This is a genomic window from Bradyrhizobium sp. Ken64 (assembly GCF_055807555.1).
In genome coordinates, this window is the sequence record NZ_JBVVPA010000098.1 from 1 (window position 1) to 308 (window position 308).

Annotated in this window: 1 protein-coding gene; it reads right to left on the reverse strand. The window is 63.3% G+C overall.

The window, feature by feature from the left end:
* A partial coding sequence (locus AC0L2F_RS35810; RefSeq protein WP_473251535.1) for an Ig-like domain-containing protein occupies nucleotides 1-308 on the reverse strand: 308 nt, incomplete at both ends.

Here is a 308-nt window from a genome sequence, read left to right on the forward strand (position 1 = left end):
GTGATGAAGTCGCCGGCCGTGCCGCTGTCCTGGTTGATCGCCGTGATCGCCAGCGCCTCGGACGGAGCTGTGGTGTCGAGCGTCAAGGTCAGCGAGGCGCTGCCCGTATTACCAAACGTGTCCGTCTGGCTTGCCACGATGGTGTGCTGACCGTTGGCCAAGCCGGTTGGCGTAAGCGACCAGTTCCCCAAAGCATCTGCGACCGTGGTTGCACCGACGGGTGTACCATCGATGGTGAAGTGCACCGTCGTGTTGGCCAGGCCGGTGCCGGTCAGCGCAGCGTTCGAAGTGATCTGGTCAAGCGCTGA